This window comes from Citrobacter sp. Cpo074 (genome assembly GCF_030332745.1).
Lineage (GTDB): Bacteria > Pseudomonadota > Gammaproteobacteria > Enterobacterales > Enterobacteriaceae > Citrobacter > Citrobacter portucalensis.
Map to the genome: position 1 here is coordinate 814,377 of NZ_JAOWHG010000033.1, position 6,240 is coordinate 820,616.

Annotated in this window: 4 protein-coding genes; 3 read left to right on the forward strand and 1 reads right to left on the reverse strand. The window is 52.3% G+C overall.

Annotated elements, in window-relative coordinates:
• Positions 1-5: 5 nt before the first annotated feature.
• The 3 genes from OGX83_RS18220 (at position 6) to OGX83_RS18235 (ending at position 4,504) form a co-directional block, all read left to right on the forward strand.
• Positions 6-2,666 (forward strand): bifunctional acetate--CoA ligase family protein/GNAT family N-acetyltransferase, encoded by a 2,661-nt coding sequence (locus OGX83_RS18220; protein WP_204192676.1) that lies wholly within the window; start codon positions 6-8, stop codon positions 2,664-2,666.
• Between the two features lie 114 nt (positions 2,667-2,780).
• A complete protein-coding gene (gene pssA / locus OGX83_RS18230; protein WP_003835350.1) occupies positions 2,781-4,136 on the forward strand; it encodes a CDP-diacylglycerol--serine O-phosphatidyltransferase in 1,356 nt (451 codons plus the stop codon).
• Positions 4,137-4,168: 32 nt separating this feature from the next.
• A complete protein-coding gene (locus OGX83_RS18235; protein WP_153687927.1) occupies positions 4,169-4,504 on the forward strand; it encodes a YfiM family lipoprotein in 336 nt (111 codons plus the stop codon).
• Here OGX83_RS18235 and OGX83_RS18240 read toward each other — a convergent pair.
• Entirely contained in the window at positions 4,501-5,799 is a 1,299-nt protein-coding gene (locus OGX83_RS18240) for an MFS transporter (protein ID WP_008785510.1), read from the reverse strand. The genes OGX83_RS18235 and OGX83_RS18240 overlap by 4 nt on opposite strands.
• Positions 5,800-6,240 lie beyond the last annotated feature (441 nt).

Sequence of the window (6,240 nt, forward strand, 5' to 3'; positions counted from 1 at the left end):
CCGATATGAGTCAGCGTGGTCTGGAAGCACTACTGCGACCGAAATCCATTGCGGTGATTGGGGCGTCAATGAAGCCTAATCGCGCGGGTTACCTGATGATGCGTAACCTGCTTGCCGGCGGTTTCAATGGACCTGTTTTACCGGTGACGCCCGCATGGAAAGCGGTGTTGGGCGTACTGGCATGGCCCAATATCAACAGCCTGCCCTTTAGCCCGGATCTCGCCGTGTTGTGCACCAATGCCAGCCGTAACCTGGCGTTACTCGAAGCGCTTGGCGAGAAAGGCTGTAAAACCTGCATTATTCTCTCAGCTCCCGCGGCGCAGCACGCAGAGCTGCTGGCCTGCGCATCACGCTACAACATACGTTTGCTGGGCCCCAACAGCCTGGGACTTCTCGCGCCCTGGCAAGGGCTTAACGCCAGCTTTTCCCCCGTCCCGATTAAGCGCGGCAAGCTGGCTTTTATCTCTCAATCCGCTGCCGTATCCAATACCATACTCGACTGGGCACAGCAGAGAGAAATGGGCTTTTCTTACTTTATCGCGCTGGGTGATAGCCTGGATATCGACGTTGATGAGCTGCTGGATTACCTGGCGCGCGACAGCAAAACCAGCGCGATATTGCTGTATCTCGAACATTTAAGTGATGCCCGACGCTTTGTTTCCGCCGCCCGCAGCGCCTCGCGCAATAAACCTATTTTGGTGATTAAGAGCGGTCGTAGTCCAGCGGCGCAGCGTTTACTGCATACCAGCGCCGGGATGGACCCTGCGTGGGATGCCGCTATTCAGCGTGCCGGTTTATTACGCGTGCAAGACACTCACGAGCTGTTTTCGGCAGTCGAAACCCTGAGCCACATGCGTCCACTACGTGGCGACAGGCTGATGATCATCAGCAATGGGGCCGCGCCTGCCGCACTGGCATTAGATGAACTGTGGTCAAAAAATGGCAAGTTGGCGACGTTGAGTGAAGACACCTGCCAGAAATTACGCGATGCGTTGCCTGAACATGTTGATATCGCCAACCCGCTGGATCTGCGTGATGACGCCAGCAGCGAACACTACGTTAAGACGCTGGATATTTTGCTCGCCAGCCAGGATTTCGACGCGCTGATGGTAATTCACTCCCCCAGCGCAGCCGCTCCCGGAACCGAAAGCGCACAGGCATTGATTGAAGCGGTAAAGCATCACCCCCGAGGAAAATTCGTCTCGTTGCTGACCAACTGGTGCGGAGAGTTTTCCTCTCAGGAAGCCCGCAGACTGTTTAGCGAAGCCGGACTGCCCACCTACCGCACGCCGGAAGGTACCATCACCGCATTTATGCATATGGTGGAGTATCGGCGAAACCAGAAGCAGCTGCGGGAAACGCCTGCGCTGCCTGACAGCCTGACCTCCAACACTGCCGAAGCGCATAATCTGTTACAGCGGGCGATTGCTGAAGGAGCGACATCGCTTGATACCCATGAAGTGCAGCCGATTTTACAGGCTTATGGCTTACACACGCTGCCAACGTGGATCGCCAGCGACAGCGCGGAAGCCGTACACATCGCGGAGCAAATCGGCTACCCGGTGGCGCTCAAGCTGCGTTCTCCTGATATTCCGCATAAATCAGAAGTTCAGGGGGTGATGCTCTACCTGCGTACAGCCACTGAAGTGCAGCAGGCCGCCAATGCAATTTTCGATCGGGTAAAAATGGCCTGGCCGCAGGCACGCATTCACGGCTTATTAGTGCAAAGTATGGCGAATCGCGCCGGCGCTCAGGAGCTTCGTGTCGTCGTTGAACACGACCCGGTATTTGGCCCGTTGATTATGCTGGGTGAAGGTGGTGTTGAGTGGCGACCGGAAGAGCAAGCCGTGGTGGCATTGCCGCCATTGAACATGAATCTGGCGCGTTATCTGGTGATCCAGGGGATCAAAAATAAAAAGATCCGCGCGCGCAGCGCACTGCGCCCTTTGGATATCGCCGGGTTGAGCCAACTTCTGGTGCAGGTCTCCAACCTGATCGTCGATTGCCCGGAAATTCAGCGTCTGGATATTCATCCGCTGCTGGCCTCGGCCGGAGAATTTACCGCGCTGGACGTTACGCTGGATATTGCCCCTTTCACGGGAGATAACGAAAGCAGACTGGCTGTACGTCCCTACCCTCATCAGCTTGAAGAGTGGGTGGAGTTGAAGAACGGCGAGCGCTGTCTGTTCCGCCCCATTTTGCCGGAGGATGAACCTCATCTTCAGCAGTTCATTTCTCAGGTGACAAAAGAAGATCTTTATTATCGCTATTTCAGTGAGATCAACGAATTTACCCACGAAGATTTAGCCAATATGACGCAGATCGACTACGATCGGGAAATGGCCTTTGTTGCGGTGCGTTGTAAAGATAATCACGAAGAGATCCTCGGCGTAACGCGAGCAATCTCGGATCCTGATAACGTAGACGCTGAGTTTGCCGTACTGGTTCGTTCCGATCTCAAAGGGCTTGGACTGGGTCGCCGATTGATGGAAAAATTAATTGCCTATACTCGAGATCACGGACTTATACGTTTGAATGGTATTACGATGCCGAACAATCGTGGGATGGTCGCCCTGGCCCGAAAACTCGGGTTTGTTGTTGACGTCCAGCTCGAAGAGGGAATTGTTGGGCTAACGCTTAATCTGGCCCAATGTGAGGAATCGTGAGTAAGGTACTGGAAATGTTGACCACATTAATGGGTACTGGTGGTATCATTGCCCGCTTATGTCGTCTGCATAGCACAGAGGACCCTTCAATGAACAGAGAAGAAATGCACTGTGATGTTGTCAAAATTTAAGCGTAATAAACATCAACAACACCTTGCCCAACTACCCAAGATTTCTCAGTCAGTTGATGATGTAGATTTCTTTTATGCTCCCGCTAATTTCAGGGAGACTCTGCTGGAAAAAATAGCCAGCGCGACGCGACGGATCTGCATTATTGCGCTGTACCTGGAACAGGATGACGGTGGTAAAGGCATACTTGACGCTCTCTATGCGGCAAAACGGCAGCGTCCTGAGCTGGATGTCCGGGTGCTTGTCGACTGGCACCGAGCCCAGCGCGGTCGTATTGGTGCTGCGGCATCCAATACCAATGCTGACTGGTATTGCCGAATGGCGCAAGAAAACCCTGGTATCGATATTCCTGTCTATGGCGTTCCGATTAACACCCGCGAAGCGCTTGGCGTCCTGCATTTCAAAGGCTTTATCATTGATGACAGCGTCCTGTACAGCGGGGCCAGTCTGAACGATGTTTACCTGCATCAGCATGATAAATATCGCTATGACCGTTATCAGTTGATTCGCAACGCGCAAATGGCCGATATCATGTTCGATTGGGTGACGCAAAACCTGATGAACGGTCGCGGCGTTAACCGTCTTGATGATATCAACCGCCCTAAAAGCCCAGAAATTAAAAACGACATCCGCCTGTACCGTCAGGAACTGCGCGATGCGTCATTCCATTTTCAGGGTGATGCTGATAACGAACAGCTTTCGGTTACGCCTCTGGTGGGCCTTGGGAAATCCAGTCTGTTAAATAAGACCATTTTCCATCTTATGCCCTGCGCGGAGCACAAGCTTACAATCTGTACCCCTTATTTCAACCTTCCCGCCATACTGGTGCGCAATATCATTCAACTGCTGCGTGAAGGGAAAAAGGTTGAAATCATTGTCGGTGATAAAACCGCCAACGACTTTTTCATCCCGGAAGATGAGCCATTCAAGATCATCGGTGCGCTGCCTTATCTGTATGAAATAAATCTGCGCCGTTTCTTGAGCAGATTGCAGTATTACGTGAATACCGACCAGTTGGTCGTGCGCTTATGGAAAGATGATGACAATACCTATCATCTGAAAGGTATGTGGGTTGATGATAAATGGATGCTGCTCACCGGCAACAACCTTAACCCTCGTGCCTGGCGTCTGGATCTGGAAAACGCCATCCTTATCCACGATCCTAAGCAAGAGCTCACCCCTCAGCGCGATAAAGAGCTGGAGCTTATCCGTACGCATACTACCGTCGTTAAGCACTATCGCGACCTGCAAAGCATTGCTGACTATCCAGTCAAAGTGCGTAAGCTCATCCGTCGACTACGCCGTATTCGTATCGACAGATTAATTAGCCGTATTCTGTAATCAAGACCCCGTCCAGTGACGGGGTTTTTCATATGGAGGCAACGGTGCGCCTGTTCATTCTTACCAGTATCCTTGCCATTTCGGGCTGCAGCCATATGGCTAACGACCAGTGGAGCGGGCAAGACAAAGCTCAACACTTCATCGCCTCCGCCATGCTTGCCGCAGCCGGCAATGAATATGCCCAACATCAGGGCAACAGCCGCGATCGCAGTGCGGCTATCGGCCTGATGTTCTCAGTCAGCCTGGGTGCATCAAAAGAGCTGTGGGACAGCCGTCCCGCTGGGAGCGGCTGGAGCTGGAAGGACTTCGCCTGGGATGTTGCAGGCGCATCTACCGGCTATGCGGTCTGGCAACTGGCACATTACTAGAGGCGCAGACCTTTCCCTTTCCCATGCAGCATTAGCGATACTAAAAACGCAACGACTGCCAGCGCAGTGACGTACCAGAAGAATGTCGTTTCCATACCGACAGACTTCAGGGACAACGCGACATATTCGGCTGAACCGCCAAACAGCGCATTGGCCACCGCATAAGATAAGCCGACCCCCAGAGCGCGTACCTGTGCCGGGAACATTTCGGCCTTCAGAATACCGCTAATTGACGTATAGAAACTGACGATTAACAGGGCACACATCACCAGAGCAAACGCCATATACGGGGATGTTACGCTTTGCAATGCTGTCAGAATGGGAACGGTGAAAATCGCGGCCAACGCGCCAAAACACAGCATTGAAGTACGTCGGCCAATTTTATCAGACAAGGCGCCGAACAGCGGTTGTACCAGCATGAACACACACAGTGCCGCCGTCATAATCCCGCTGGCTACGTTGGCATGCATACCGGCTGTGTTAACCAGGTACTTCTGCATATAGGTTGTGAACGTATAAAAACACAATGATCCCGCGGCGGTAAAACCAAGCACCATGACAAAAGCTTTGCGATTACGCCACAGACCTTTCAGGGAACCCGCTTCTTTCAGCGCGCGAACATCCTGTTTCGAGGTTTCATCCAGTTGGCGACGCAGCCATAGCGCAACAATAGCCAGCACGGCGCCCAACGCAAATGGAATACGCCAACCCCACTCTCTGAGCGCTGAGTCTTCTAACGTGTGCTGTAATATGACCACAACCAGTAATGCCAGTAACTGTCCGCCGATTAACGTTACGTACTGGAATGAAGCATAAAAACCTTTCTTACCTTCAACGGCGACTTCACTCATATAGGTCGCGCTGGTTCCGTATTCACCACCGACAGATAACCCCTGGAATAGCCTTGCCAGCAGTAATAGCGCAGGCGCCCAGGTACCGATAGTTTCATATCCCGGTAGACAAGCGATCACCAACGATCCCATGCACATCATACAAACGGACAGCAACATTGACTTTTTACGCCCGTGCTTATCCGCGATACGGCCAAACAGCCAGCCTCCAATTGGTCGCATCAAGAAGCCAGCGGCAAAAACGCCGGCGGTTTGTAAGAGTTGTGTGGTGGTATTTCCTGATGGAAAAAAGATATGAGCAAAATAAAGAGAGCAGAATGAATAGATATAGAAATCAAACCATTCGACCAGATTCCCTGATGATGCTCCGACAATCGCCCATATACGACGGCGGGTATCGCCGTCTGCCAGCGCCCCGTTCTCAGTTACACTACTATCAGCCATTAGAATTGTACCCCTGCCAACAATCGCGTGAATTTATCAATGATGGTTGTGTGTTTTTTGGTGAACAGAATGTTATATAATTGTTATATCTTATTGTGCGGTAAAGATCACGATTTTAATTAGCAGAGAAAGGATTCAGATATGTTCGAGGGAGAGTTCCGTGTAGTAGATCGAGACAGTGTGCTTTTGTTGGCCGATTAAGGCTGTTACGCCGCATCCGGCAATGTACCGCCGCGTTGCCTGATGCGCTGCGCTTATCAGGCCTACAAAATACGTTCAGCCCAACCCCTGTAGGCCGGATAAGGCGGCACGCCGCATCCGGCGGTTTTCTTCCCGCACAGACGCAAAAAAGCTCATCCGGCAGGATGGGCTTCTTCACTTTATTTGATGCCTGGCAGTTTATGGCGGGCGTCCTGCCCGCCACCCTCCGGGCCGTTGCTG